The sequence below is a fragment of the Mucilaginibacter terrenus genome (assembly GCF_003432065.1).
Taxonomy (GTDB): Bacteria; Bacteroidota; Bacteroidia; order Sphingobacteriales; family Sphingobacteriaceae; genus Mucilaginibacter; species Mucilaginibacter terrenus.
This window is the reverse complement of the sequence record NZ_QWDE01000001.1, coordinates 1,775,583-1,800,074: the sequence shown is the minus strand read 5'-3', so window position 1 is coordinate 1,800,074 and position 24,492 is coordinate 1,775,583. Positions and strand designations below refer to the sequence as shown.

The 24,492-nt window shown below is 44.4% G+C and carries 25 protein-coding genes; 12 read left to right on the top strand and 13 right to left on the bottom strand.

Annotated features, from left to right (window positions below; translation table 11 throughout):
* Nucleotides 1-17: 17 nt before the first annotated feature.
* Complete coding sequence (locus DYU05_RS07975; protein WP_117382420.1) at nucleotides 18-905, bottom strand: dienelactone hydrolase family protein; 888 nt, start codon at nucleotides 903-905, stop codon at nucleotides 18-20.
* A gap of 262 nt (nucleotides 906-1,167) precedes the next feature.
* Complete coding sequence (locus tag DYU05_RS07970; RefSeq protein WP_117382991.1) at nucleotides 1,168-1,764, bottom strand: short chain dehydrogenase; 597 nt, start codon at nucleotides 1,762-1,764, stop codon at nucleotides 1,168-1,170.
* A 100-nt stretch (nucleotides 1,765-1,864) separates the two neighbouring features.
* Here DYU05_RS07970 and DYU05_RS07965 point away from each other — a divergent pair, with 100 nt between their 5' ends.
* Nucleotides 1,865-2,212, top strand: a complete 348-nt coding sequence (locus DYU05_RS07965) for a winged helix-turn-helix transcriptional regulator (protein ID WP_117382990.1) — start codon at nucleotides 1,865-1,867, stop codon at nucleotides 2,210-2,212.
* Nucleotides 2,213-2,446: 234 nt separating this feature from the next.
* Here DYU05_RS07965 and DYU05_RS07960 read toward each other — a convergent pair whose 3' ends face one another.
* Together DYU05_RS07960 and trpS are read right to left on the bottom strand one after the other, a co-directional pair.
* The gene (locus DYU05_RS07960; protein WP_117382419.1) at nucleotides 2,447-3,061 is read right to left on the bottom strand and encodes a deoxynucleoside kinase; all 615 of its coding nucleotides are present in this window, start codon (nucleotides 3,059-3,061) and stop codon (nucleotides 2,447-2,449) included.
* A 104-nt stretch (nucleotides 3,062-3,165) separates the two neighbouring features.
* Nucleotides 3,166-4,161, bottom strand: coding sequence for a tryptophan--tRNA ligase (gene trpS, locus DYU05_RS07955; RefSeq protein ID WP_117382418.1), 996 nt, complete (start codon nucleotides 4,159-4,161; stop codon nucleotides 3,166-3,168).
* A 53-nt stretch (nucleotides 4,162-4,214) separates the two neighbouring features.
* On the opposite strand from trpS, the gene DYU05_RS07950 reads away from it, so the two are divergent.
* The 3 genes from DYU05_RS07950 (at nucleotide 4,215) to DYU05_RS07940 (ending at nucleotide 6,148) form a co-directional block, all read left to right on the top strand.
* The gene (locus DYU05_RS07950) at nucleotides 4,215-4,955 is read left to right on the top strand and encodes a lysophospholipid acyltransferase family protein (RefSeq protein ID WP_317127851.1); all 741 of its coding nucleotides are present in this window, start codon (nucleotides 4,215-4,217) and stop codon (nucleotides 4,953-4,955) included.
* On the top strand, nucleotides 4,930-5,217 hold the full coding sequence (gene gatC / locus DYU05_RS07945; protein ID WP_117382416.1) for an Asp-tRNA(Asn)/Glu-tRNA(Gln) amidotransferase subunit GatC: 288 nt from the start codon (nucleotides 4,930-4,932) through the stop codon (nucleotides 5,215-5,217). The genes DYU05_RS07950 and gatC overlap by 26 nt, the downstream gene beginning before the upstream one ends.
* Nucleotides 5,218-5,383: 166 nt before the next feature.
* On the top strand, nucleotides 5,384-6,148 hold the full coding sequence (locus DYU05_RS07940) for an ABC transporter ATP-binding protein (protein WP_117382415.1): 765 nt from the start codon (nucleotides 5,384-5,386) through the stop codon (nucleotides 6,146-6,148).
* A gap of 98 nt (nucleotides 6,149-6,246) precedes the next feature.
* Here the strand turns inward: DYU05_RS07940 and DYU05_RS07935 are convergent, their stop codons facing one another.
* The 4 genes from DYU05_RS07935 to DYU05_RS07920 form a co-directional block, all read right to left on the bottom strand.
* Nucleotides 6,247-6,864, bottom strand: a complete 618-nt coding sequence (locus tag DYU05_RS07935; RefSeq protein WP_117382414.1) for a hypothetical protein — start codon at nucleotides 6,862-6,864, stop codon at nucleotides 6,247-6,249.
* A gap of 157 nt (nucleotides 6,865-7,021) precedes the next feature.
* Complete coding sequence (locus DYU05_RS07930) at nucleotides 7,022-8,008, bottom strand: cyanophycinase (protein ID WP_165852022.1); 987 nt, start codon at nucleotides 8,006-8,008, stop codon at nucleotides 7,022-7,024.
* Nucleotides 8,009-8,061: 53 nt separating this feature from the next.
* On the bottom strand, nucleotides 8,062-8,490 hold the full coding sequence (locus tag DYU05_RS07925; protein ID WP_133300195.1) for a hypothetical protein: 429 nt from the start codon (nucleotides 8,488-8,490) through the stop codon (nucleotides 8,062-8,064).
* Between the two features lie 5 nt (nucleotides 8,491-8,495).
* Nucleotides 8,496-9,494: a chitinase gene (locus DYU05_RS07920; protein ID WP_117382411.1), complete on the bottom strand. Its 999-nt coding sequence runs from the start codon at nucleotides 9,492-9,494 to the stop codon at nucleotides 8,496-8,498.
* A 138-nt stretch (nucleotides 9,495-9,632) separates the two neighbouring features.
* Here DYU05_RS07920 and DYU05_RS07915 point away from each other — a divergent pair, with 138 nt between their 5' ends.
* From DYU05_RS07915 to DYU05_RS07900, 4 genes are all read left to right on the top strand, one after another.
* Nucleotides 9,633-10,181, top strand: coding sequence for a cob(I)yrinic acid a,c-diamide adenosyltransferase (locus tag DYU05_RS07915; protein ID WP_117382410.1), 549 nt, complete (start codon nucleotides 9,633-9,635; stop codon nucleotides 10,179-10,181).
* Nucleotides 10,182-10,265: 84 nt separating this feature from the next.
* Entirely contained in the window at nucleotides 10,266-10,487 is a 222-nt protein-coding gene (locus DYU05_RS07910) for a DUF2795 domain-containing protein (protein ID WP_002996718.1), read from the top strand.
* Between the two features lie 130 nt (nucleotides 10,488-10,617).
* Nucleotides 10,618-10,764: a lmo0937 family membrane protein gene (locus DYU05_RS07905; protein WP_117382409.1), complete on the top strand. Its 147-nt coding sequence runs from the start codon at nucleotides 10,618-10,620 to the stop codon at nucleotides 10,762-10,764.
* Between the two features lie 145 nt (nucleotides 10,765-10,909).
* Entirely contained in the window at nucleotides 10,910-11,056 is a 147-nt protein-coding gene (locus tag DYU05_RS07900) for a lmo0937 family membrane protein (RefSeq protein WP_117382408.1), read from the top strand.
* Nucleotides 11,057-11,090: 34 nt separating this feature from the next.
* Here DYU05_RS07900 and DYU05_RS07895 read toward each other — a convergent pair whose 3' ends face one another.
* Nucleotides 11,091-11,786, bottom strand: a complete 696-nt coding sequence (locus tag DYU05_RS07895; protein WP_117382989.1) for a 2-C-methyl-D-erythritol 4-phosphate cytidylyltransferase — start codon at nucleotides 11,784-11,786, stop codon at nucleotides 11,091-11,093.
* Between the two features lie 385 nt (nucleotides 11,787-12,171).
* Nucleotides 12,172-13,221, bottom strand: coding sequence for a tRNA preQ1(34) S-adenosylmethionine ribosyltransferase-isomerase QueA (queA, locus tag DYU05_RS07890; RefSeq protein ID WP_117382407.1), 1,050 nt, complete (start codon nucleotides 13,219-13,221; stop codon nucleotides 12,172-12,174).
* 210 nt (nucleotides 13,222-13,431) lie between these two features.
* Between queA and DYU05_RS07885 the strand changes: the two genes are divergently transcribed.
* A complete protein-coding gene (locus DYU05_RS07885) occupies nucleotides 13,432-14,679 on the top strand; it encodes an ABC transporter permease (RefSeq protein ID WP_117382406.1) in 1,248 nt (415 codons plus the stop codon).
* A 14-nt stretch (nucleotides 14,680-14,693) separates the two neighbouring features.
* Here DYU05_RS07885 and DYU05_RS07880 read toward each other — a convergent pair whose 3' ends face one another.
* Nucleotides 14,694-17,942, bottom strand: a complete 3,249-nt coding sequence (locus DYU05_RS07880) for a PAS domain S-box protein (RefSeq protein ID WP_117382405.1) — start codon at nucleotides 17,940-17,942, stop codon at nucleotides 14,694-14,696.
* Between the two features lie 133 nt (nucleotides 17,943-18,075).
* Here DYU05_RS07880 and DYU05_RS07875 point away from each other — a divergent pair, with 133 nt between their 5' ends.
* The 3 genes from DYU05_RS07875 (at nucleotide 18,076) to DYU05_RS07865 (ending at nucleotide 22,111) form a co-directional block, all read left to right on the top strand.
* A complete protein-coding gene (locus DYU05_RS07875) occupies nucleotides 18,076-19,362 on the top strand; it encodes a citrate synthase (RefSeq protein ID WP_117382404.1) in 1,287 nt (428 codons plus the stop codon).
* A 68-nt stretch (nucleotides 19,363-19,430) separates the two neighbouring features.
* Complete coding sequence (locus DYU05_RS07870; protein ID WP_117382403.1) at nucleotides 19,431-21,326, top strand: RecQ family ATP-dependent DNA helicase; 1,896 nt, start codon at nucleotides 19,431-19,433, stop codon at nucleotides 21,324-21,326.
* A 167-nt stretch (nucleotides 21,327-21,493) separates the two neighbouring features.
* Entirely contained in the window at nucleotides 21,494-22,111 is a 618-nt protein-coding gene (locus tag DYU05_RS07865) for a GIN domain-containing protein (RefSeq protein ID WP_117382402.1), read from the top strand.
* Between the two features lie 379 nt (nucleotides 22,112-22,490).
* Here DYU05_RS07865 and DYU05_RS07860 read toward each other — a convergent pair whose 3' ends face one another.
* Both DYU05_RS07860 and DYU05_RS07855 read right to left on the bottom strand, forming a co-directional pair.
* Nucleotides 22,491-22,886, bottom strand: coding sequence for a hypothetical protein (locus tag DYU05_RS07860; protein ID WP_117382401.1), 396 nt, complete (start codon nucleotides 22,884-22,886; stop codon nucleotides 22,491-22,493).
* Between the two features lie 169 nt (nucleotides 22,887-23,055).
* Nucleotides 23,056-24,186 carry an endonuclease/exonuclease/phosphatase family protein gene (locus DYU05_RS07855; protein WP_117382400.1) on the bottom strand — a complete coding sequence of 377 codons (1,131 nt, stop codon included), beginning with the start codon at nucleotides 24,184-24,186 and terminating at the stop codon, nucleotides 23,056-23,058.
* Nucleotides 24,187-24,492 lie beyond the last annotated feature (306 nt).

The following is a 24,492-nucleotide window of genomic DNA, read 5'->3' as shown; positions in this document are numbered from 1 at the left end:
AAAATGGCGGTATATAACTATCCTAAATTTGCCTTAAAAAAATCTATTGTTCTCTGCCATGCGAGTTCTGCGGCTGCTTTGTCGTAACGCGGAGTGGTATCGTTATGAAAACCGTGGTTCACATTCTCGTAAATAAACGCCTGGTACTTTTTGTTGTTAGCTTTTAGCGCTGCCTCGTAAGCCGGCCAACCTGCGGTAATGCGGTTATCCAGCGAGGCGTAGTGCAGCATTAATGGGGCATGTATCTTTGGTACGTCGGCAGCATCGGGCTGTGCACCGTAGAATGGTACAGCAGCTGCAAGCCCGGGCACGCGTACGGCCATCATGTTGGCTATACCCCCGCCAAAGCAAAAGCCGACCACACCCACTTTGCCGTTACAATCCTTATGGTTGCGCAGGTACTCATACGCTGCTATAAAGTCTTCTTCCATTTCGGCCTTGTTGCGCTGGCTTTGCAGCTCACGGCCTTTGTCGTCATTACCGGGGTAACCGCCCAGCGGGGTTAATGCATCCGGCGCAAGCGAAATAAAACCCGCAAGTGCTGCGCGCCTGCCTACATCCTCAATGTAAGGGTTAAGGCCGCGGTTTTCGTGCACCACAATAATGCCGCCCAGCTTCTTTTTATTGCCGGCAGGCTCAGAAAGTAAACCCTTTATTGTACCGCCTCCCTTAGGTGAAGGATAGTTAATGTAACCCGAAGTGAGGCGCGGGTCATCAGCCTTTACCTGTATGTTGCCTTCGTATTTCGGCATTAAAAAGCTCATGAGCGATGTTACAGTAAGCCCGCCAACGGCATACATGCCCAGCTTCTCTACAAACGATCGGCGGTTAATGCGGTCGTGCGCGTAATCGTCATACAGATCAAACACTTCCTGGCTGATGTCTTCTTTCTTAAGGTGGTCCATAATGGCAAATGGTTTTATGTAAATGTAAGGATTGAGGCGATATGTTTATCCCGCACCGAAAAGTAAATCGACAACTTATTGTTGTCTCTGTTATCGACGTATCTGGTTTAGCAACTGTAAACATCGTGGTTAGAAACAAAGCAATCTCCGACAGATAACAAGGTACTGTTATGCCGGAGATTGCCCCTGTTATCGCCTGCAATGAGGCGTGAGAAACGATCAGATTTGAGAAAGCAATGGCGCTTATACGGCGTAAAATCCTCTACAATACAAAATATACCTGGCCGGTTTGCGCGCCAAGCACGCTCTTGACATAAGCCTGTGTTACACGCTGCATAGTTACCGGCGTTTGGCCCGGGAAAAATGGAAAATAAGCCGGTGATTCTTCCACCACGGTTGGCGCTACGGTGTTTATACGCACACCATTCTCCAGTTCTATGGCTGCACCTTTTACAAACCCGTTAACTGCAGCGTTTACTGCACTCAGATTTGCGCCCAGCACAATCGGGTCTTCGGCAAGCGAGCCTGAGGTAAGGGTGAACGATCCTTTAGGATTGATGAAATGCTGGCCAATTAATACCAGGTTTACCTGCCCCATTAGCTTGCTCTCTACACCTATGCGAAAATCAGCATCTTTCATGCTGGTAAGCGGACCAAAATGGCCGTCGCCGCTAACATTTATCAGGGCATCAAACTGGCCTGCCTGCTTGTACAGATTTTCAATTGAATCAGGCGAGGATATATCTACCTGGAGGTCGCCGCTTTTTGAACCTACTTTAATTACTTCGTGATCGTTTTGCAAGGCTGCTGTTACATGTTTGCCAATGGTGCCACTCGCACCAACAATAATTATCTTCATGATTATTTTTTTTACAATATTACGGCAATACTGTACATTTGTCAAGTAATGGCATATCTGTCTAGTATTGACAGTTTGGTTACTAATGTTAATTATCAGCATGTTAGTTAAAGAAAAAATTGAAAATAAAATAACGCCGGTTTGCGAATGCCCCATAACTGCGGCAATAGACATTGTTGGCGGCAAGTGGAAGCCCGTGATTATTTGGGTATTAATATCAGGCCCTAAACGGTTTGGGGAGCTTCATAAAACCATATCGGGGATAGCCTTGAAGGTATTGTCGAGGCATTTGAAAGAGCTGGAGGCCGATGGTATTATAACCCGTAAAGTTTTTGCTGAGGTACCACCCAGGGTAGAATATACGTTGACTGAAAAGGGCAGCTCGCTTAATGATATGATGGAGCTTTTTGCCGATTGGGGCAGGAAGAATATCCCGGGTACTAAATAGGCGATGTAAGTCGTCAAAAATAGCCCATAGCACTTATACCTATTCACTGCAAATTTATTTTCAAATAGCAATAAAACAGGCTTGCAAAACCAGCTAAAAAAGTGTGGAAATTAAAGGTGTTTATAAGCTCTACGCTGCAGAAACGGACTTTTTAGATGAAAATTTGCAGGTAAAGCAACGTTCAAAAACAAGTGTTCAACTTGCACCGGTACAAAAAAAGCTGAACACTTTTGGCTAAAACAGGCCGTGTATCTCGCGTTCTATGGCTTGTATAATGGTGGCCATATCTTCGGTATTGTTGGCAAAGTCAAGGTTGTCTTTGTCCAGCACCAGCAGCTTGCCCAGCTTGTAATTCTTAATCCATTTATCATACTTCTCGTTCAGTTTAGAGAGGTAATCTATCCGGATGCCAATCTCGTACTCGCGGCCGCGGCGCTGTATGTTGTTCACAAGCGTTGGTACCGAGGCTTTTAGGTAAACCAGCAAGTCGGGCGGTTTAATAAACTCGGTAATGTTGTTAAACATGCTCTCATAGTTCTCATAATCCCGAGTGGTCATGAGTCCCATATCGTGCAGGTTCTCAGCAAAGATGTACGCATCTTCGTATATAGTGCGGTCCTGTATTATGTTGCGCCCGCTTTTTTGTATTTCAACTATCTGGCGATAGCGGCTGTTAAGGAAAAATATTTGCAGGTTAAAGCTCCAGCGTTTCATTTCGCTGTAGAAGTCTTCCAGGTAAGGGTTGTTGTCAACCGCCTCATACAAAGGGTCCCAGCCATAATTTTTGGCCAGTATTTCGGTAAGGGTGGTTTTACCGGCGCCTATATTTCCTACGATAGCTATGTGCATAAAATAATTTCGTCTGAACTCGGATTTGTCGAATTTAATAAATTAGCTGAATTATAGGTATCTCGATCTAAAATTCTTTGATTTGTCAATTCAGGTTCACTCTATTAAAAGTTCCTGAACCCGATGATCTCTCTTACCTCGCGGATGGTCTTTTGAGCGCTTTCACGCGCCTTTGCTGCACCATAACGGGCAACCTGGCGCAGGTAAGGTGCATCATTAGCTATGTCGTTTATCTTCTCGCGGATAGGCGCAGTGGCTATGATCATGTCTTCAGCAAGCTGCTTTTTCAAGTCGCCATAGCGGATGGACATGTTGTTATACAGGCTGTCGAAGTGCGTATAGGTATCCGGAGCCGACACTACCTTCATCAGGTCGAACAGGTTTTGAATCTCCTGCGGTTTAGCCTGGTTCTCTTCGGTAGGGCCACTGTCGGTAACCGCGCGCATCACTTTTTTTCGGATGGCCTCGGGCGTGTCCGCCAGGAATATAGCATTACCTTCGCCCTCGCTTTTACCCATTTTACCTTTTCCATCAAGTCCGGGTATTTTCACTAGGTTCTCGCTGAAGGTGAATGCGTAAGGCTCAGGAAAATATTCTTTATTGTATAACCTGTTAAAACGGTTACCGAAAGTGCGGGCCATCTCCAGGTGCTGCTCCTGATCTTTACCTACAGGAACCTTAGTTGCTTTGTGAATGATAATGTCTGCCGCCATTAGTACAGGGTAGGTGAGTAGCCCTGCATTTACGTTGTCCGGGTTGGCACGCACTTTATCTTTAAAAGATGTGCTGCGTTCCAGTTCGCCCAAGTAGGCATTCATGTTAAGGTACAGGTAAAGTTCTGCAATTTCAGGGACGTCACTTTGTACGTATATGGTAGCTTTCTCAGGATCTATACCTGCGGCAAGATATTCTACCAACACTTGTTTTACAGCGCCATGCAGGTTTGCGGGTGTAGGGTGAGTAGTTAGCGAGTGCAAATCGGCGATAAAAAAATAGCATTTATATTCGTCCTGCATTTTTACGAAGTTCTGAATAGCTCCGTAATAGTTTCCTAAATGCAGGTTCCCGGTAGATCTTATGCCGCTAACAACAGTTTCCATATAAGGGGCGAAAGTAAGTATTTTTTATATTTTTGACGCGGATGAAAATGATAATGAAGAAAGCACACACCTACCTATACCGTGGAAGTGTGGCGTTTTTTTTCTTCTTATTATGGCCTTTGCTCTATTACTTTTCTCGAAAGCCGGAGCGTTACAAACACATGAATGTAATACGCCGGATTTGGGGTTTCCTAAGCTCCGCCGTTGTAGGGATATTATACGCCTTTGACGTAGAGCAACCAATTGACTGGAGTCGCACTTACATTATTTGTCCCAATCACACTTCAAATCTGGATATTACAGCAATGAGCCTGTTGGTAAAGAATAACTGCTGTTTTATGGGCAAAGAAGAGTTGGTGAATGGTTTGGTAACCGGCTTGTTCTTTCGAACCGTTGATATCCCTGTTAACCGCGAAAGTAAAATGGCTTCATTCCGTGCATTTAAGCAGGTGATGGAACGACTGGAAAAAGGGATGACGGCCATCATTTTTCCCGAAGCAACCATACCCGACAATTTCCCGCCAAGCCTGCACGAATTTAAGAACGGGCCGTTCCGTATGGCAATTGAACTTAAAATCCCAATTATACCAGTAACTTCGCTGGATACATGGGAGGTTTTATGGGACGATGGTTTAAAATTTGGTTCGCGGCCGGGAGTTTGCCATATATTTGTACATAAGCCGATTGAGACGGCGCACCTTACTATTGATGATGCTGATAACCTGCGCGATACTGTTTACGGGTTGATCAGCAATAAACTAAACGAGCATGACCATAGACGAACAAACGGTTGATAAGATAGCTCACCTGGCCCGCCTTGAACTTGGGGCACAGGAGAAGCAGGACATGATTGCCGATATGAATAAAATATTAGGCTTTATGGACAAGTTGAACGAGGTGGACACCACCGGTGTGGAACCCCTGATTTACATGACCGATGAACCCAACACTCTACGGGAAGACGTAATAAAGCAGGAAATTACGACAGCCGAAGCACTATCGAATGCTCCCGACCACGATGGCAGCCATTTCCTGGTAGCTAAAGTTATTAAATAAGTGGACTAAGAGTCAGGGGTTAAGAATCAAGAATCGAAATAAGTTTTGAGAGTTGATTTTTTTCTTGATCCCTTAATTGCATCCCTTGATTTAGACAGTGCCTCTCTAATCTTTTAAAAAGCTTGTAACATTTCTTACTACCTTACTGTCAAAGCAAGAAAAACGGATGATACCATTAGCTAAAACAAAGGAAGCCCCGCTTATTACCATAAACGATGTTGGCCGTAAGTACGTAATTGGCACTGAGGTGATACATGCGATAAAATCTGTATCACTTACGATTAACAAGGGCGAATTTGTTGCTTTAATGGGCCCATCAGGTTCTGGTAAATCTACCCTAATGAACATCCTTGGATGTTTAGATACGCCAACTAAGGGCGAATACATCCTTAACGGTATCAACGTAAGCCACATGACAGATAATGAACTTGCAGAGGTTCGAAATACCGAGATCGGTTTCGTGTTCCAAACCTTTAATCTTTTACCCCGTAACAGCGCTTTAGATAATGTTGCATTGCCACTGGTATATGCCGGGATAAGCAAAGAAAAGCGAAATCAGCGAGCAAAAGCTGCTTTGGAGAATGTGGGATTAGGGCACCGAACAGATCACCGCCCTAATGAGCTTTCGGGAGGTCAGCGGCAGCGTGTGGCTGTTGCCCGCGCGCTTATCAATGATCCATCAATCATCCTTGCCGACGAACCAACAGGCAACCTGGACACCAAAACCTCTATCGAGATCATGGGCCTTTTGGAAGATATCCACGCAAAAGGGAACACCATTATCCTGGTAACACACGAGGAAGATATTGCTTTGCACGCTCACCGAATCGTGCGTATGCGTGATGGGTTGGTAGAGAATGATTATGTGAACACCAACATCCAGACTGTACGCGAACACAGCGAAGCTGTAGGGATTAATCTCGATAAATAATATTTATTTTTTTAACGGACGTACCAGAACAGTCATTGTTTCGTCGTTGACGAGGTGTCTGCGTTCCACTATTTTTAGCGGAATAATATCACGAACACTTAACAGAGCGAGGATAACTTGCTTACGAACTCGGCCATGTAAATGGCCCTGTCGGGAGTTATTGGTTTTTTGTTGCCGATTACAAGCGTGTGGTTTACTATCTCTATCACAAAATCATCATCACGTATATCCATCACTGCATTGCGGAAGTGCCTGTCCATACAACTGATGGCCTTCTCACGGTCATTAACCAGTACATAAAAGGTATCGCTAAATACTTTGTCTTCCTTAAAGTCGAGCTCGAGAGGATGAATAAGTTCGCCAATTTTATCTACTAAGGTCTCAGGGCGGATCTTCACTCGGCCAAAATCATGTTTAAGATAAGCCAGTGCCCAGGTCTGGTACTCATAGTGGTCAGTTATATGGTTTTGATGCGCCTTTTTGGTGTGCGTATCAATAAACAGGATGTAGCAGTCGCTCTTGCCGTTTTTAATGACGTACGAACCTAATACATTGTAAGAATGGTATTGGTTAAATGCCTCAAAATCTTCCAGATGAAAGTTGATATGCCCTGTTAGATGCATATTAAAAGCAGCGCATAGTTCCTCGTAAGTATTTTGGAAGTTTGTAACAGTGTCTTCAGAAAGCCCGGTGGTGTCAAATAAAAAGCTGCTCATAAATGAATTGCCTATTGCCGTATGTTTGTGATTCAGACATTAAGACCGCACGAAAGCCTATTTGTAACAAGCAATGCGTTTTTTATTCGATTCTAATTTTGCCAGGCTCCTTTAATCTCAGCAATGTTAAGCATCACTAATATAGGGCTGAATTGATTTACTCCAGGTTTGTAGTTATTAGCTTACCGCCTTCAACCCACCACCACTGCCAGGTACCACCCTTTGCTTTGCTCTCATCAAAGCTGTTTACATCAAAACTGCCGGAACCTTCAGGCGTAGCCTGTATTTGGTACACCTTTATAGCGCGATGTTCTCTGTTCCACACCAGCGCGGTATTTGGCTTACAAACTTCGGCTGGGTTTGAAAGGTCTGTTATAAGAAAGTAAGCTTTACTGCTGCCAACTACAATGGCTTGCCCGTTTTCGTCTATACAAACGGCTGTACGTTCATCTGCTGCAATCCCCTTGGCTGCAATATGCCAGTCTTGTAGTATGCGGCTTAAAAATGCTACATGCCTGCCTTGTCTGCTGCGTGTAAGATAATGCTGATCTGTAATAACATCTTGCAGATAAGGTGCTGTTAAGAAGTCATGCTTGTATAACGTTAACAACCTGTTGTAAGGATTAGCTAGGGCAGAATCCGAAGTGAGGCTTGCAAGCTCTCCGCTATAGTAAATACCACCAAGTATGGCGCAGCCAGCGCTCGTACCCCCTACCGGGACACGTTTGGTATTAAGCAGGTAATTAATTGCATCCATGGTTTTAGTACCACGCCAGTACTTCATGTAGTTACTTTGGTCGCCACCAGCTATAAAAAGCATCTCCGCGTTGCGGATGACAGTGGCTATGGTGTCGTTGTTAGCAATATCTCTGGAGTTGATGTTAAGGGTTTGTACAGAATTTACTTCACCAAGTTCGTATAAGTAGGGGTTGTATGCACTTGTGCCTGATGCACGCAGCACAACTACATCGCCGCCGCCGCTTCGTGCTATCATCCATTTAAATGCTTCGTCCACATCTTTTCCGCCGCCCATCATTACTATACCTCCATGGGTAGGGGTAACCGCATCTGTAGTGTCACCAATAAAGCCGAGCCGAGCAGAAAGCAGGGTTTGCGAAGGCTGTGAAAAGGCTGGTAGAGCCAAGCTGCACAATAACAGCAGAACACAAAATCGTAGTAAACTTAAATTTGGATGGTTCATTTGAGCTTTAATTCAAACAGAAGGCGTTTACGCTTTCCGTCGTTATACCAAATGTACAACTGCTTACTAAAATTTAAACGTTGGAAACTTAGTAAAGGCCTAAAGCTAGCTTTAAACACAGCAGGTAAACCTTGCATTACCGATAACGTTGCTCTTAACCCATGCTCATCCTCAACGTACATGCTCACCAAGCAGTCATGGCATGGGGCATCAGCTACATAACGTACTTTAAGTGTGTCAATAGCAGTGATGTTTTTCTTTGCAAGTGTAAGCGGGGCTGGAGCCAACAGGCCTTCATCATACCTGGCAACCACTTTCTTGTTTACATAAACTTGCCAATAGTCTGTAGTATCAGCCATTGTATTGGCGGCACCGGTAAGGCAAAAACCAATTAGCAGCATTGTGACACTTAGCCGGTTTAACATGATAACTAGTATTGGTAAGGGGCCATCGTAGCGCAACTGCATACACAGTTGGGATCGTTAGCGCCAAGCTTTTTCAGAAAGAACTGGTAAAAACCGATCCGATCATTCATGCTGAAGTTATCTTCGCCCTTATTGCATTCCAAAGCGCCGTTCACAATAACTATCGTCATACCGAAGCCTGGCTTGCGACCAGCAGCTTTGTCTTTGGCGTTTGGCTGCCATCTGCCGGTCATTACATCATGTGCCGAGGGCTTGTGTGTTTCGGGTGTCATCCAAAAGTATATAGCCGTTTTAAAAGCTACAACAGGGTCTGTTTCTACCAACCCGGGATTGTCCAGCAATATCTTTTTATTTCCAAAGATACAGTCTGAAGCATAGCCGTAGTTACCATTGTAGCTTATCTGCATCGGTCCACGGCCATAGTATTTCTGACCCCTAACAGGCGGGTATTCATCGCTGTCGCTTACATATTGCAGGTTGGTATTGTCCTCGTGTAACTGCATCAGCCCGTCGGTATAAGTTCCATTCATTCCGTGGCGTGTCTCGTGCGCGATTTGGGCAAAAAAAGCTGCGAGTTCACGTTTGTTAGCCATAACGTCTCCTGCTGTGCAAAACCCGCCGTAATCTATTGTGTAAGTACTGTCAGGCTTTTCTTTAGCCCATTCTTCGTTCCAGTCGCCGTCCTGCCTTACAACAGAATCTTTACCAGTACGTTTATCTGTGCGGATAAATTGATAGACCGACACCGCGCGGCGGGTAACTTTAACCTTTATGTTGGCCAGATCGTCTACTGCCTTTATAAAAGCCTGATAGGTGTAAAACTTGTTTCGTTGAGGAAAGAGAGCATTAAACTGCTGCTCCGACAAAAACTTATTGAAAGATGCGACTTTCTTAGGGGAGGCTGCGTTAACACCGTGAGCACCTTTATTATAATTACTGCACTTAAAGCTAAAAAGGGGAATAGCTAATAGGCAAACTATGGTAAATCTTGCTGCAGATATCATTTTCTGTTAGTTATATATCAAATATCCAACACGAATAAAGCAAAAAAGTTGGTATTGATGATATGCGTTCATGTAAGAAACGATATAACCACCCAAATAATTCGTTCAAACAAAATAAATAATGAAATTAGTAACCAGATGAAGATATATACAAAAACCGGCGATAGTGGCCAAACATCTCTGATAGGGGGCACCAGGGTTGCTAAACACCACCTTCGTATTGAAAGCTACGGGACAGTTGACGAGTTGAACAGTTGGATAGGCCTAATTCGAGATCAGTCCATTGCAGGGCATCATCAGGATGTGTTAAAGCAAATACAAGATAGGCTATTTACAATAGGAGCTTCCCTCGCGTCAGATCCGGAACGTTCCAAGATGGTTATTCCTGATCTTTACGATACGGATGTCGACTTGCTTGAACATGAAATGGATTCCATGAACGAAAACCTTCCCGAACTTAAGCACTTTATTTTACCCGGCGGAAGCAACGTTGTATCTTACTGCCACCTTGCCCGTTGTGTGTGCCGCCGGGCAGAGCGGATTACAGTTCACCTGGCGGAAGAAAGCAAAGTGGATGAGAAGGTTATAAAGTACCTGAACAGGTTAAGTGACTATCTTTTTACGCTTGCCCGAAAGGTAGGGGCTGATGCTCAAATAGCTGAAAATCAGTGGCTACCCCGGGTGTGAAAAAATTACAAAAAAATAGTAAAATTCAATTTAAAAATATTATACTTTTGCGAAAAAGGAAATTTTACCAATTAAAATAAAAACATGTATTGGACACTTGAACTAGCATCACACCTGGAAGATGCACCATGGCCGGCAACCAAAGACGAATTAATAGATTACGCTATCCGTTCCGGCGCGCCGGTTGAGGTTATTGAAAACCTGCAGGCCCTGGAAGATGATGGTGAACCATATGAGAATATAGAAGAGATATGGCCTGATTACCCTACAAAGGACGACTTCTTTTTCAACGAAGACGAATATTAAATATCCTCTTTAGATATTAAAGCCCTGGTAACCACCGGGGCTTTGTTGTTTTAAGTTGTTTTGGAATGATTTTGGTTATAGCCGAACATACATTTAGTTATAATTAACACAACTTAAAACACACAACACTATGAGAGGCTTATTGTACATCATCGCGGTCATCCTGATTATTGGATGGGCATTTGGATTCTTCTACGGCAACGCTGGCAGCTTAATCCACATTTTACTGGTAATTGCTATTATAGCATTAATCTTAGGGGTGATCAGAAGGGCTTGATAATTCACCTGGTACAACATTGCCAGGTTACAACATAAAAGAAGGCTGCAGATATCTGCAGCCTTCTTTTTTATCTGTTTTTGGAATGATTTTGGTATTGGTGCATTATAATTAACTGAAACTTTTACTTAAAACACACAACACTATGAGAGGCTTATTGTACATAATCGCAGTTATCCTGGTTATCGGATGGATTTTTGGTTTTTTCTTTAACCATGCAGGCAACCTGATCCACATTTTATTGGTGATAGCTATTATCGCCTTGATTTTAGGCGTTATCAGAAGAGCCTGATCAGTAACAATATTTTAAGAATTAGCCATCGGAACTACGCCGGTGGTTTTTTGTTTATAAGCGCCTCTGCGATGGTAATGTCCTCAGGGAAAGTGATTTTAAAATTGGTGTAACTGCCCGCTACAAGCTTTATTTCAGCTCCTGAGCATTCTACAACAGATGCATCATCAGTGAATCGGGTATTGTAAGGCTGTGTGTATGCCGCTCTTAATAAATCTGATTTAAAGGTTTGCGGAGTTTGTACCAGGTAGATGCTCTCACGGTCAATGCTTGCTGATGTTGTGCCGCTTGCATGCCTCACCGAGTCCCTGCTTTTCACCGCAACTACGGCGGTCCCGTAAGTTTCTGCGCACAAATATGCTTTGTCTATAGCTGTTTTACTTACCAGTGGCCTTACCGCATCGTGTACAGCAATTAGCACATTTTTATCGGTAATCTGGTCAATTGCATTCTTTACAGAGTGGAAGCGGGTTTCGCCACCTGCAATTAATGTGTGTTTTACAGCAAAGTTGTGCACATTGCATAGTTCTGTCCACAGTCCATGGTAGTCTGCATGCAGCACTAATATAATCTCCGGTGAATAGCCGCTCGCTACAAATGCCTCTATGGTGTACATCATTATAGGCCGGCCATGCAGCGGTATAAACTGTTTAGGCAAAGCCGACTGCATGCGGGTGCCGGAACCGCCTGCTACAATCACCGCGTAAGCTTTAGATATGGGTTGAGACATGTTTTGACCAGTACCTAAACCGGTACTTTGTGCACCAAAGATAATAACGTTTTTGATTTTAGCCCTGCTGCTTAAATAGCCCAAAGTGTTCAAAAGTGTTCAGCTTTTTTTGTGAAGACGCAATTTGAACACTGTTTACGCCAAGAAAATTTACGTTGAAAAAAGCCTTAAAATAGCACTGAAATGCAGGTTTTAAGCTTAAAATGTATGCAGCTACCTTCAAAAACCGCAGCAATTTGAAGAGCTAAATACAATTTTATTTGCAGGTAATAGGGTAAATTACAGGTTAAAAAGACAGGTGCTAAACGTGCAAAAAAAAAGCGGCTGACTTTTATAAGTCAGCCGCTTTATATCTCGGTCAATTAATGTTCCGGAGGATGAAAAATTAGATGATCAGCATGGCATCACCGTAGCTGTAAAAACGGTACTTTTCTTTAACCGCAACTTCGTAAGCGTTCATGATATGCTCATAACCGCCAAATGCGCTTACCATCATCAACAGGGTCGACTCAGGCGTGTGGAAGTTGGTTACCATGCTATTAGCTATGCTGAACTCGTACGGCGGGAAAATGAACTTGCTGGTCCAGTCGTTAACAGACTTTAGTGTCTTATTAGCAGATACCGCAGATTCAATGGTCCTCATAGAAGTGGTGCCCACTGCACATATACGGCTTTTGCGTTCAATACCGCGGTTAACAATATCAGCTTGCTTTGGCTCGATGATGATCTGCTCAGAATCCATCTTGTGTTTGGTAAGGTCTTCTACCTCAACCGGGCGGAAGGTACCTAAACCAACGTGCAGGGTAACCTCAGCAAATTCAACGCCCTTAAGTTCAAGGCGTTTCATTAGTTCGCGGCTAAAGTGCAGCCCGGCAGTAGGTGCTGCAACAGCGCCTTCGTGCTTGGCGAAAATGGTTTGATAACGCTCTTTATCTTCGGCGGTAGCTTTACGTTTAATGTATTTTGGAAGCGGTGTTTCGCCCAGAATCTCCACATTGCGGCGGAACTCTTCGTCGGTACCATCAAAAAGGAAACGGATGGTACGGCCACGTGATGTTGTGTTGTCAACAACCTCAGCAATCAGCAAGTCGTCGTCACCAAAATATAGTTTATTGCCTACGCGTATTTTACGTGCCGGATCAACCAATACGTCCCAAAGGCGCAGTTCTTTGTTCAATTCGCGCAGCAGGAATACCTCGATGGTTGCACCGGTCTTTTCCTTATTGCCGTACATACGGGCCGGAAATACCTTTGTGTTGTTCAGGATCATAACGTCCTTATCATCAAAGTAGTCCAGTATATCCTTAAATATTTTATGCTCAATCTTACCAGAATCGCGGTGTAAGACCATCAGGCGCGACTCATCACGCGTGTCAGATGGCGTATGCGCAATAAGTGATTCGGGTAAATTGAATTTAAATTGGGATAATTTCATGTTTTATATACGAATTTTCAGGGCGCAAATGTACGGATATTTTGTTAAATTAACCGATTTTTTAACGTTTCGTTTTGAGATAAGGAAAAATCTTTTAAGAAGATAGCAGGACAAGTAATTTATAAAAGAAGAAAACCTTCATCAACTGTAACTTAATTTAGTGCACGCAGTCTAACCCAAAGCAGGCTGCAAACAACAGCACCAACCGCCATGATTATTTTAAAACTTATTCGCGAAAGTTTCCTGTTTGCTTATGATGCACTTATACAAAATAAGCTGCGTACGTTGCTCTCGCTGCTGGGTGTAACCATAGGTATTTTCACCATTATAGCGGTGTTTTCGGCTGTGGATACGCTGCGTAACAACCTGCAAAAGAGTGTTAACAAACTGGGCAGCAATAGCATTTACATACAAAAATGGCCATGGGTAGGCGAGGATAACTTTCCCTGGTGGAAATACATGCAGCGCCCGGTACCAAAACTGCGCGATTTTGAGCAGCTACAGCGGCGCAGCCAAACCGCTAAAGCAATATCTTACGAGATTGGTATTGATAACCGCACGGTTAAATACCTAAGCAACACGGTAGACGGTGCACAGATTGATGCCGCATCTCAGGATCATGATAAAACATGGAACTTTGATTTTTCTGATGGAAGGTATTTTACCGATATAGAATCGCGCACGGGGGCGCCGGTTTGCATTATAGGTGCAGATATTGCCAGTAACCTTTTCCCTGACGGAACCGGTGTAGGCAAGCAGATAAAGATTATGGGCCGCAAGGTGACCATTATAGGCGTGTTCACCAAAGAAGGCAAAGATATGCTTGGCATTACCAACGATAGCCGCATACTGCTTCCGCTTAACTTCGCAAAGAACATTATTGATATACAAAACGAAAAGTATAACCCCGAAATTGATGTAAGGGGTAAGGATGGACTAAGCGACCTTGAGGTTGAAAGCGAGGTACGCGGATTGATGCGGTCTATACGCAGCATACGCCCGGGGGCAGAGGATAATTTCTCGTTAAACAAATCAACCATACTATCTAACCAACTGGACGAGTTGTTTGGGATCGTGAATATTGCAGGTCTTATTATCGGCGGATTCTCCATCCTGGTAGGTGGTTTTGGCATAGCCAACATCATGTTCGTGTCGGTAAAGGAGCGTACCAACATTATTGGTATACAAAAATCCCTTGGCGCTAAAAATTACTTTATCCTGCTACAGTTCCTGATTGAGTCTGTTGTTCTTTGCCTGCTCGGTGGGCTTATAGGCCTGTTGCTGGTTTACCTGGGCACATTTGCTGTAACGGCTATTGCTGATATTACCGTAGTGCTGGACATTGGTAACATCATCTTTGGCCTGAGTATCTCGGTAGCAATTGGTATCATTTCCGGTATCGTTCCGGCATGGTTTGCGTCGCGGTTAGATCCTGTAGAGGCTATCCGTACCAATTAATAATCCTCCGGTACTTACACCAGGTTAAAGTGCCTGGATACCTTCTGGAACAAAACGTCGGGAACGAACGGTTTGGTCAGGAAGTCGCACATACCGTGTTCTAATGCCTTGGCGTTGGTTTCGGGCATTGCATCAGCAGTAAACGCAATTATCGGCAGGGCAGGGTATAATTCTTTGATGATGGAACTCGCCTCAAAGCCGTCCATTACAGGCATCTGCAGGTCCATTATCACCAGGTCATAGCTTTTGTTCTTAACGCGCTCTACAGCTAACGCGCCATTTAGCGCGTCGTCTACGTTGGCCTTCCATTTCTTAAGGAACTTGGCCGCGATCATAATGTTCATCTTATTATCGTCAACAACCAATATGTTCATCCCGGATAAATCTGCAGGCAAAGCAGGGTCTTTCACGATAAGTGGTTGCGGGGATGCAACAGGTGCAACCTCAAACAGTATCTGGAAACTGAACTGCGTGCCCTTACCCAGGTCGCTGATTACACGGATGCTGCTGTTATAAAGTTCTACCAGGCGTTTAGTTATTGCCAGGCCAAGGCCGGTGCCTCCGTATTCGTTATTAATTACCTGCTGCTCCTGTATAAAAGGATCAAATATAACCGTAAGATTTTCTGCGGCAATGCCAATGCCGGTATCACTCACCTTAAATTTGATCAGTACCTCTTTATCATTCACCTGCTCATTTTCAAGGGCTATAGTTACTTTGCCCTTTTTAGTAAACTTAACGGCATTATTTACCAGGTTTAATAGTATCTGGCCCAACCGTACCTGGTCGCCCATAATGTATTCCGGTATGTTACTGTCCACCAGCAGCTCAATTTCCAGGTGCTTTTCTACAGCTTTAGCATAAAACGTTTGCCTTATGTTTTGCGCCAGGTGATGAATGTTAAAGGGCGCTTTGTTAAGCACCAGCTTGCCGGCCTCTATCTTGTTATAGTCGAGAATGTCGTTGATAATGGCCAGCAGGTTTTCGCCGGAGAACTTCAATGTGTTAAGGTACTCTAACTGTTCAGGGCGTGGGTTTTCAGAAAGCAACAGGTTGGTGGTGCCTATAACAGCATTCATCGGTGTGCGTATCTCATGGCTCATGATGCTCAGGAACTCCGATTTGAAATGCGAGGACCGTTCTGCCTGCTCTTTTGCAATAATAAGCTCCTGCCGTGCCTTTTGCTGAAGGGTAATATCCTCGCCTATGCTGGTGGTACCTGTAAGGTTTCCGTCTTCATCGTAGGTGATGGTGTTTTGCCAACTTATTGTACGTGTTTCGCCGTTACGGCAAATAACCGGGTTTACATGGTGTGCTTTTACCGTGTTTTTGGCAAACCACCCCTTCATCGAGTCGCGCAAGCCTTCCGGTACAAAGTTTTCCATCCAGTTCATACCCAGGATGTCGTTTTGGTGATAACCCAGCAGGTTAGCCAGGTACTTATTACAAGAGATGATGTTGCCCTGGGCGTCAAGCGACACGGCTGCCAGCTTAATGGTCTCGAGTACCAGCCGGTACTTGTTCTCGGTAGTCTTGTGGTTTATTTCGGCCTGTTTACGCTGGGTAATATCCTGTAAGGTGCCAATGATCTTGCGAACAGATCCATCCTCGCGATAGAGCAATTTGCCCGAGATAACGCTGATGTGCTTAACGTTGCCTTTTGGCGTTATAATGCGGTATTCGTAAGAGGTGCCTACCGTTTCCGGATTGTGGAAAAGGTATTTGATAATGTACTTATCATCAGGATGAACATACTTCAGCAGCATTTTGCCAAAGCGTGAGGCAGGCATGGTGTTCATTTCCACTTCATAAATGGAGTTCACTTCATCGCTCCAGCTGAGCATGTTTGATGTACTATCCCATTTCCAGTTGCCTATTTTAGCAATAGCCTGTGCTTCCAGCAATTCCTTCTGACTTAGTTTAACGGCTTTGTCGGCCAGGCGGGCTTCAGTTACATCCTGTATAATACCTACAACTCGCTCCATCAAGCCATCTTCGCCACGTTGTATGTCACCTCTTATAACCTTTAAATATTTAAGCTTGCCGTTAGGCGACAAGAATTTGTGTTGTACGTTATCCTCCGTCCCAACGTTTATGTTCTGCAGCCAATGCTTAACCCGGTCTTTATCGTCGGGGTGAACGAGTGTGAGATAGTATTCAAACTTGGTCATTCCCTCCGGAATTTCCTCAATCTCCAGAATTTTGAACAGATTGTCAGACCAGTGATTTTCCCTGGTAGCACTATCGTACCACCAGTTGCCCATCTTAGCAATGGTTTGTGCCTGCTGCAATAGTCTTTCGCTTTCCAGCAGGGCGTCGGCACGCTGCTTTTGCGCAGTAATGTCCGTAACAGACACTGATATACGGTGGAGGTATTCGCCGTTTACATCAAACACCGGAGACGCCTTGCCCGTGAACCATTTTCCCTGGCCATATACAGACGGAAAATCAATCGATTGTGCTATCCTGTTTTCTTTAACAGCATTGAAAACAGCTATTAATGGTTTTGCCTGTTCGGCACCCATCTGCTCGAACAGTGGCTTATTCAGAAATTGTTCGCGCGTGATGTATGCCGGGCTGTTGGCCCCAAACCAGGCGTTTAAACAAATGCTATCCTCGTCAAGCTCAAAAATCGTGTCGTTAACAGAGCTTATAACAGCATGTAGCTGAGTACGGCTGCGCCGGAGTTTCTCGTCATTTTGCAGTAACGATTTGTTGAGTTCCACAACTTCATTAACAGCTTTCTTAAACTGCATCTGATAATTTATCATTACGAAGAAGGAAATGTATGCGATAACCGTAAATACCAACAGTAGCACCACCAGCACGCTGCCAGAGATATAAAGCGTTGGGGCGGTAAAGTATGCTGTTAAAACAGCCCCCAGGTTAAGCGTGCTGAGCGTTATAAATTCCCATCGTTTCTTACAGAAAATGGTAAGCGATATAAAAATAGTTATGGAACTAAAAAGATACACATGCTCAAACCCGTTTACCCCCAGTAATATGCAGTTGTTAATAGCAAGGTAGGACAGGATGGTAGCATAAGTTAAGTATCTATATACCTGCTTATAGCCGGTAAAAGAAACAGCAAAGGCAATGGCGCTTAAACAGCTGTTTACTGCGCGTAGCCAGATTGGGTCATAAGAGTTGTAATAACATAGGTAATGCAGCGACGGGCTTGCGATAAGCAAGCCTAACAGCAATAGCCTGTCAATAGTATGATCGTTTTCAATAAGGAGAAGGGGCCTATCCTTAAAGGACATATCTTTTTTGTTTTAGCGAAACAATATCGGGCAATTTACGCTTTATTAGCGCAAGAATTTTACAAACCGTACAATATCTTAAAGCCGATTTATACGCATATTTACTACATTTGTTGCAAATACTATCTTTTCTATGTCCAATACTGCACAACTAACAATTGGTGATAAAACATACGAACTGCCTGTAATAGAAGGCACTGAAGGCGAGAAGGCGCTGGATATTTCCAAGCTGCGCGATCAAAGCGGGTATGTAACCCTTGATATTGGTTACAAGAACACCGGCGCCACAAAAAGTGCTATCACCTTTCTGGACGGAGAGGTAGGTGTACTAAAATACAGGGGTTACTCTATAGAGCAGCTTGCCGAAAACTCCACCTTTACAGAAGTAGCTTACCTGCTTATATACGGTGAATTGCCTACGGCCGACCAGCTGAAGAGCTTTGAACACCAGATAAGCTGCCATACCCTTGTGCACGAGGATATGAAGAAGTTTTTTGATGGATTCCCTTCAGGCTCGCACCCGATGGGTCAGCTTTCATCATTGATAGGGGCACTTGCAGCCTTCAACCCGGATTCGCTTAAACAGGGCCTTACGGCAGATGAAGTGAACTTGGAAATTATTAAGCTGATCGCTAAAATGAGCACAATTGTTTCCTGGATATACAAGAAATCCCTTGGCCACCCGGTGATCTATCCGCGGAATAAATATGATTACGTTACCAATTTCCTGCACATGACCTTTGGTCAGCGTACGGAAGATATAGAGATTGACCCGGTAGTTGTTGATGCGATGAATAAGCTGCTTATCCTGCATGCCGATCATGAGCAGAACTGTTCTACGTCAACTGTGCGCATTGTTGGCTCGTCAGATGCTAATCTTTACGCTTCAATATCAGCAGGTATTTCTGCATTATGGGGTCCGCTGCATGGCGGTGCAAACCAGGCTGTAGTAGAAATGCTGCAGAAAATAAAGGCTGACGGCGGCGACGTAGATAAGTGGGTTGCAAAAGCTAAAGACAAGAACGACCCGTTTCGTTTGATGGGTTTTGGGCACCGCGTTTACAAGAACTTCGACCCGCGTGCTAAGATCATTAAAAAAGCATGTGACGATATCCTGGATAAACTGCACATTAAGGACGAAACGCTGGATATAGCTAAAAAGCTGGAAGAAGTGGCCCTTAGCGATCCATATTTTGTAGAGCGCAAGCTTTACCCTAACGTTGATTTTTACTCAGGTATCATTTATACAGCTTTAGGTTTCCCTACCGAAATGTTCACCGTGCTGTTTGCCCTTGGCCGTTTGCCGGGATGGATAGCCCAGTGGAAAGAAATGAAAACCAACAAGGAGCCCATCGGTCGTCCGCGCCAGATATACGTAGGCGCTGTTGACCGGGAATATACCGACATTAGCACCAGGTAAGCTTTACCTTTTTAAACGAATGGAACGAATATAAAAGCCCGCATGCCGGGCTTTTTCTATGCAAGCCAATGACGCCACGCGAACTGTTAAAGCAATTTTGGGGACACGATAACTTCCGGCCAATGCAGGAGGAAATTATCACCTCCGTGCTGAACGGTAAAGATGTGCTCGCGCTGCTGCCAACTGGTGGTGGAAAGTCGGTTTGTTTCCAGATACCCGCATTGGCTAAGGAGGGTATCTGCATTGTAGTATCGCCCCTCATTGCATTGATGAAAGACCAGGTAGAAAACCTGAAGGCAAAAGGCATCGATGCCATATCCATTGTATCCGGCATGAGCAGGCGGGAGGTAGATCTTGCACTGGATAATTGCGTTTACGGTTATACTAAGTTCCTGTACCTGTCGCCGGAGCGGTTAATGTCTGAGCTGGTCCGCGAACGCATCAGGTACATGAAGGTGAATTTGTTTGCGATAGATGAGGCACATTGTATCTCGCAATGGGGTTATGATTTTCGCCCGCCGTACCTGCATATTGCAGATATGCGTGAGCTGCACCCCAATGTGCCGGTACTTGCGCTTACAGCTACTGCTACGGCCACTGTAAAGGAAGATATAAGAGAGAAGCTCCTGTTTAAGCCCGGTAGTGAACTTTACCAGCAGAGCTTTGCGCGCCGCAACATCAGCTATGTGGTGCAGGATACCGAGAACAAGCAGCGCAAGCTGCTTGATGTTGCCCATGGGGTAAAAGGCAGCGGCATTGTATACGTTCGTACCCGCCGCGAAACTGCAGAGATAGCAAAGTTTTACAACGATAATAACATAAAAGCTGATTACTACCACGCCGGCCTGAGTGCCGACGAGCGCGCCGAAAAACAGGAGGCATGGAAGAATAACCGCAACCGCATTATAGTTGCCACAAACGCTTTCGGTATGGGGATAGACAAACCCGACGTGCGGTTTGTGATCCACAACGAAATGCCCGACAGCCTCGAAGCATATTACCAGGAAGCGGGCAGGGGAGGCCGTGATGAGCAAAAAGCTTATGCTGTACTGCTGTACAACAACACCGACCGTATAAAGCACCAGCACAGGTACGAGCAGAACTTCCCGGCGGTAGAAGAGATAAAGCAGGTTTACCATCAATTGGGCAATTATTGCCAGGTGGCCTATGATGCTGGTGAAGGCGCCAGCTTTGACCTGGATTTGGCCGACTTTTGTGCCCGCTTTAAACTGGATGCGCTGAGGACACTTAACGCGCTGAAGGTGTTGGAGCAGGACGAATACGTAAGCTTTAACGAAAGCGTGTACCTGCCATCGCGGTTCAGGTTTGAGGTGCTGAACGAGGAACTGTACAACTTTCAAATACAAAATCCTGCCTGGGATCCCTTTATCAAAACCCTTTTGAGATCCTACGGCGGCGCGTTCGAAAACTACGTGCCCATGAAAGAGTTTGATGTTGCCCGCCGTAGTGGCACCAGCACACAGCAGGTGATAGAGGCGTTAAAGCAACTGCACGGTGTCGGCCTGTTAAGCTATCTGCCGCAAACGGATAAACCACAGCTTACTTGGTTAAAGCCCCGTCAGCAGATTAAAAACCTGTACATAAACAAAGTGGACATTGACAATCGCAAGGCAGCCTATCGCGAAAAGATGGAAGCCGTGTTTGCGTATGCCGGTCACCGCCGGTGCCGCAGCCAAATGCTGCTTACTTACTTTGATGAGCAAAACCCACCCAAATGCGGAGTGTGTGACGTTTGCCTGGATGAAAAGCGCCGCAAGAATGCCGACGAAATAGGAGAGAACATTACCTCCGAAATTGTGCAGGCACTCTCCGTAGAAGCTGTAACCCTTGATGAGTTAATAGGTCACCTTAAACTAGGTACCGAAAAAGAAAAGATCGAGACCATTCGCGGTTTGCTGGATGCCGGCAAGATCAAAACCGACGGAGAACGGTACTATCTTTAAAAATATCCTCCCTTTTCGCCGATCATTACACCCCGTTCGCCGACATTATTGGGGTGTACGTCTATTCCACGATATTTTGCTGTAACGTTTCCCAAGTGGGGGCGTCATATTGGTGTATTTAAAAACGAGAAAATAATAAATCACTAACAATCAAAATATTAGGAATCATGAAAGCGAAATTCTTAACCATAGCAACCATCATCACATTAGCAACTGCAACCTTCACAACCAGCTTTGCAGCCGACAAAAACATTAAAGCACAGGAAGAAGTAAGTACCGTACTTTCTGTAGCACAGATCAACAAGATCGAGATCCGCGGTAACGTTGAACTCTTCGTGTCTGACGGCAGCGCCGACCAGGTGAAAGTTTACAACCGTTACTATGCCGAAAGCGCAATGGTACAAAACGAGAATGGCGTACTGCGCATTGCATCATACACCGACAAAAAACTAGTGGTTTGGGTAACTGCTGCCGACCTGCGTGCCATCAGCGCTTATGATAATGCCGAAGTGAAATCTTTTGGTAACCTGTCTAAGATTGACCTGGATGTTACCCTTAACAACAACGCTTCTGCACAGCTTAACCTGGATGCCTTTAAAGCAAGCATTACGGTTAACGACCGCGCTAAAGCAAATATCAGCGGTAACGTTAACGATTGTGCCATCATCCGCGACCAAAGCGCTACCCTAAACCAAACCGGCCTGGTTGCTGTGAACAAAATGGAAAAAACCACCAACCTGTTCGTTCAGCCTAAGGCTGATGTAGCCAACGTTGCTACCCTGTAAGCACTACTTTTGCAAAAGTTCAACATATATTCATGAGAGGCCACCGCGCAAGCGGTGGTTTTTTTTTGTTAAAGAATCAATAGCAAAAGTGTCCCGCTTGTAAAGCGGGACACCCGGGACACCCAACCTGCGCAATTTGTTATTTTACAGGTATTTAAGTCAAATAGGCGGGACACCTCGGGACAGTACAAAAACTTCAGGTGAAAATTGTAAATATTTTTAAATGAAATAGTTAAGCTAAATATCACCACTTTGATTTTTTGCGGTGGGACACCTTGGAAATGCGAAAAGTGGGACACCTGTTTATGTAACGGGTAAAAAGATGTCAGTCTTAAAATGAGTAAAGTAAGTTAATACGGAGCTTTTGTGCAAGCCAACCTTAACGAATCTGCCGATAGGTTAGCTTTAGTAAGCATACCAAAGCTAACGCTGTCTCTGACTGTCCTATAATTAGAAACTTTAAAGTTCTGTTAAATATTATATTAATCGTTTTTATTTGTAAAAATAAAGTGTCGTTTTGTTCATAAGCTGTCCATTTTCCTTGGTCATAGTTCTTTACTTCAGATTTTTCATAAGGAATTGGTAATAAGCAAGTGTGATTGTTGTATAGTTTGATGCTATTTGTTAATAAGTTCCAGGTAACCGCCTTATTATTATAATAAGCTTTATCAACTACCCAGCCGCCGGATAATTTATTATCCGAGCTATTGCAGGAGAATACTGCAAGGGGTAATAAAAGGAGATGACCAACTTTGATTTTGATATTTGCTTTCATGTAAAAGGGTTATTGTGTCAACGTCTTCGCTGGCGCAAGTACCCTCTGGTTGCTAACGCATGGCGGTCTTGTGCGTCTAAATATCATCATTCTTACTTATCAACACAAAAATGCAGCCTACGATACCAGCAGCCTGATTGCACCAGCAAAGTCGAGCCGCTCTGTAAACCTATTCTACAGGTAACCGGCAACTTTCCAGATATTTCATACTGTTGTTGATATTCAGGCGTGTCCATAAAAGGTTATGATCAGATAGCTGCCACGTTTTCCAGGTATGGTAATATTCCAGCAAATCATCATTTCCTTTTTCCGCAGCTTTCTTTCCTTCAGTTGTCTTTAGGAGTTCTGCACGATAGGTCTCAAGATCATCCCCGTTAAAGCAATTGTCAAATATCCGGAACACCCCAGCATTCTGTTTTTTAGGATCATTACTTGTTGTCTCTATATACTCGAGCTGTTCGGGCGTGGTTTTGAAAGCTATCTGGTCATAATATTTATTAAAGTCGCGATTGGTTTTTTGGCGGAGTTTTTTCGGCACCTCAAAGCCGGAGGCGAGCAGCGCCTTCATGGTTTCATGTTCCGGGCTTACAATGTTAAAATCGCCCAGCAAAATCAGGCTTTTTTCTTTCAAGAATGCCTCATCAGCCCTGTTAGATAAGTAAGCCGCTACCTCGCGGATCTCCTCAATACGTTCCTGCAGTTTTTCTCCCTGGTCTTCCCCATAATATAAGTGGACGGTACAAAGGTCAAACTTGAACCACCCGCACTGGAACGATACAATATACGGCGTCCTTCTAAATTGTTTGCCTGCAACTACTTTGTCGCCTGCAATTTCCAATTCGGCTTTGGAGATGAGCAGGTTTGGCGGCAGCACAATTTCCCCGGCCACATTTTTGAACCATATCTTGCGCTTGTCATAAACAAAGGTCAACCGCTCTCCGTTTCCGCCCCCTTTAGGATCAGCCACATCCGTTGCAATGTAGCTGTAGTTATTCCCCATTATAGCTAGCACTGCCTCCAGCGGAGCAAGGTCATTTACTTCCTGTACGGCTATAAGGTCAAAGCCGGACAGTATCTCCGCTATGTAAAAGTAACTTTCGGGCAAACGATCGGCCGGATTAAAGCCGCCCTTTTTTCCGAAATCTCTTATATTCCAGGTAGCCAACAGCAGGTTTTGCTCAAGGTCCTTATCCGGAACAGTTTCGTCAATTTGCTTTTTTAGGGAGATAATCTTGTCGATGACATGGTTGCGGCGCTCTGCCGGTATGTATCCTGTCTTCAATTTAGGGTAGTAAGCCATAAGGTTTTGGTTTTTATTAACGATACAGAGGAGGGATCGACTATTCCAAGTAAATTCAATAAAAATCTTTCATAAATAGCTGTATATTAATCTATTGTTATGCCGGTGTTTACTTTCGGCCTTAGTGGTGTAGTCACCGTTGTTGGTGTTGTCAGCGACTAGTTAATGAGTTTCTTATGTGCGCTTGTTGGTGTCGTCACCAACAAAGGCGGAAAAGCATTATTCCCCTAAAATTAGAATTAGCCTTCTGAACAGTAGGACAACTATTATCGCGAGCACTATACATAGTATTACAAAGGATGTATT

Excerpts from the sequence above, each read along its gene's own strand:
- DYU05_RS07975 (WP_117382420.1), bottom strand. The coding sequence starts at position 905 with ATGGACCACCTTAAGAAAGAAGACATCAGCCAGGAAGTGTTTGATCTG.
- DYU05_RS07970 (WP_117382991.1), bottom strand. The coding sequence starts at position 1,764 with ATGAAGATAATTATTGTTGGTGCGAGTGGCACCATTGGCAAACATGTA.
- DYU05_RS07965 (WP_117382990.1), top strand. The coding sequence starts at position 1,865 with ATGTTAGTTAAAGAAAAAATTGAAAATAAAATAACGCCGGTTTGCGAA.
- DYU05_RS07960 (WP_117382419.1), bottom strand. The coding sequence starts at position 3,061 with ATGCACATAGCTATCGTAGGAAATATAGGCGCCGGTAAAACCACCCTT.
- trpS (WP_117382418.1), bottom strand. The coding sequence starts at position 4,161 with ATGGAAACTGTTGTTAGCGGCATAAGATCTACCGGGAACCTGCATTTA.
- DYU05_RS07950 (WP_317127851.1), top strand. The coding sequence starts at position 4,215 with ATGAAGAAAGCACACACCTACCTATACCGTGGAAGTGTGGCGTTTTTT.
- gatC (WP_117382416.1), top strand. The coding sequence starts at position 4,930 with ATGACCATAGACGAACAAACGGTTGATAAGATAGCTCACCTGGCCCGC.
- DYU05_RS07940 (WP_117382415.1), top strand. The coding sequence starts at position 5,384 with ATGATACCATTAGCTAAAACAAAGGAAGCCCCGCTTATTACCATAAAC.
- DYU05_RS07935 (WP_117382414.1), bottom strand. The coding sequence starts at position 6,864 with ATGAGCAGCTTTTTATTTGACACCACCGGGCTTTCTGAAGACACTGTT.
- DYU05_RS07925 (WP_133300195.1), bottom strand. The coding sequence starts at position 8,490 with ATGTTAAACCGGCTAAGTGTCACAATGCTGCTAATTGGTTTTTGCCTT.
- DYU05_RS07920 (WP_117382411.1), bottom strand. The coding sequence starts at position 9,494 with ATGATATCTGCAGCAAGATTTACCATAGTTTGCCTATTAGCTATTCCC.
- DYU05_RS07915 (WP_117382410.1), top strand. The coding sequence starts at position 9,633 with ATGAAGATATATACAAAAACCGGCGATAGTGGCCAAACATCTCTGATA.
- DYU05_RS07910 (WP_002996718.1), top strand. The coding sequence starts at position 10,266 with ATGTATTGGACACTTGAACTAGCATCACACCTGGAAGATGCACCATGG.
- DYU05_RS07905 (WP_117382409.1), top strand. The coding sequence starts at position 10,618 with ATGAGAGGCTTATTGTACATCATCGCGGTCATCCTGATTATTGGATGG.
- DYU05_RS07900 (WP_117382408.1), top strand. The coding sequence starts at position 10,910 with ATGAGAGGCTTATTGTACATAATCGCAGTTATCCTGGTTATCGGATGG.
- DYU05_RS07895 (WP_117382989.1), bottom strand. The coding sequence starts at position 11,786 with ATGTCTCAACCCATATCTAAAGCTTACGCGGTGATTGTAGCAGGCGGT.
- queA (WP_117382407.1), bottom strand. The coding sequence starts at position 13,221 with ATGAAATTATCCCAATTTAAATTCAATTTACCCGAATCACTTATTGCG.
- DYU05_RS07885 (WP_117382406.1), top strand. The coding sequence starts at position 13,432 with ATGATTATTTTAAAACTTATTCGCGAAAGTTTCCTGTTTGCTTATGAT.
- DYU05_RS07880 (WP_117382405.1), bottom strand. The coding sequence starts at position 17,942 with ATGTCCTTTAAGGATAGGCCCCTTCTCCTTATTGAAAACGATCATACT.
- DYU05_RS07875 (WP_117382404.1), top strand. The coding sequence starts at position 18,076 with ATGTCCAATACTGCACAACTAACAATTGGTGATAAAACATACGAACTG.
- DYU05_RS07870 (WP_117382403.1), top strand. The coding sequence starts at position 19,431 with ATGACGCCACGCGAACTGTTAAAGCAATTTTGGGGACACGATAACTTC.
- DYU05_RS07865 (WP_117382402.1), top strand. The coding sequence starts at position 21,494 with ATGAAAGCGAAATTCTTAACCATAGCAACCATCATCACATTAGCAACT.
- DYU05_RS07860 (WP_117382401.1), bottom strand. The coding sequence starts at position 22,886 with ATGAAAGCAAATATCAAAATCAAAGTTGGTCATCTCCTTTTATTACCC.
- DYU05_RS07855 (WP_117382400.1), bottom strand. The coding sequence starts at position 24,186 with ATGGCTTACTACCCTAAATTGAAGACAGGATACATACCGGCAGAGCGC.